This window comes from Cytobacillus oceanisediminis 2691, from assembly GCF_007678455.1.
GTDB classification, from domain to species: Bacteria; Bacillota; Bacilli; order Bacillales; family Cytobacillaceae; genus Mesobacillus; species Mesobacillus oceanisediminis_A.
Window position 1 is genome coordinate 1 of record NZ_VEEP01000032.1, and the last position, 1,503, is coordinate 1,503.

At 43.5% G+C, this 1,503-nt stretch carries 1 protein-coding gene; it reads right to left on the reverse strand.

From position 1 onward, the window contains the following. Positions 1-9 precede the first annotated feature (9 nt). A partial coding sequence (locus FS736_RS23390) for an IS1182 family transposase (RefSeq protein ID WP_144481519.1) occupies positions 10-1,503 on the reverse strand: 1,494 nt, incomplete at its 5' end.

Below are 1,503 nucleotides of genomic sequence, written 5' to 3' on the forward strand. Positions count from 1 at the left end.
TTCCCTTAATTACCCTAATTTTTGTTCGCTTTCCTTGTTGGCTGCCCACTTCAATAGATTGTGTGCAGCACAAATAAGACCCCAATCCGTCGTATTTTTGGATAGGCCTCTTAACCCGAATCTCTTAAACGCTCGATTATGCTTAATCTGCCCGAATACCGGCTCTACATCTATTTTTCGCTGCCTGTATCTTTGGCTTCCTTCTTCCGTAGCCAAGCGTTCACGAACTTCTTTTCGTTGTTGTTGGTTTTTCACTGAAACCTGTACGGTCTTTGTATCTTTGTCTTTGGCACAAGTTGTTTGGAATGGACAGTTCATACAATCGGTACAGCGGTAGGTGCGCTTCACTGAATCGTAACCGTTGTCGGACTTTCTTTGACTCTCATACTGGAAAACCAGGCGTTTTCCGTTTGCGCAAATCCATTCATCTAGTTCTTCGTCATACTCCATATTTTCAACACGGCCAATTTGTTCCTTCCACGCCTTTGTCTGTTCTTTATCAAAAGTATTGTACTTAATGTACGCTTCTATTTTTTGTTCTTCACAATGTGCATAGTTTTCTTCGCTTCCATAACCAGAGTCGGCAATAATGGCCTTTGGTCTGGGCCGATTGTATTTTTCTAAAAGGTTCAGGTGTGGAATCAGACAACCAGGATCTCCAGCACGTTGATGCAGGCTGAAGTTGGTGATGAACTGATTTTCGGTGGCAATCTGGGCATTGTATCCAGGCTTCAGCTGACCGTTCATCATGTTGTCCTCTTTCATTCGCATGAAAGTCGCATCGGTATCTGTCTTGGAAAAGCTGTTTCGCTCCCCAAAAGTCTGTTTCTGGAATTCATACTTCTGTTTTCGAGGCAGAAGGTCTTTTTCCAGTTGACGCTTAGCCTTCTTTAAAGGTTTGTTTTTTGGATTCTGCTCCAGTCTCTTTTCCAACTTTTTGATGGTTTCTTCGATTTTTGCAGAAGAGATGGGTGACTCTTCGAGCTTTTCCTGAAAATCCAGTTCCTTTTCTGCTTCTTCGTCTTCTATGGTGACTTGTTCAATGCCTAAGACAATCTGGCGGAATTTCTCGTCCAGTTTTCTATCGTATTTTTCAGTGGATTTCTTCCATACAAAAGTATACTTGTTGGCGTTTGCCTCCAATTTGGTCCCATCCAGGAAATAGTCTTCCAGCTTCACAAGTCCTTCCTCCCGAAGGAGGTCGACTATGGAGAAGAACGTCTCATAGATGACATCTTTCATGCGTTCTGAACGGAAACGGTTGATGGTACGGAAATCTGGCTTCTGTTCGCCGGAAAGCCACATGAAAATAATGTTCTCTGTTAGCTGTTTGGCGATTTGTCGAGAGGAATAAATCCGGGTGGCATATGCATAAAGGATGACTTTTAACATCATTTGAGGATGGTAAGGCGGCCGGCCTCCACCAGGATAAAGAGAGAGAAAGATTTTTGGGTTCATCTGGTCGACGGCAAGATCAATCAATCGGGCAAGGTGCTCTTGAGG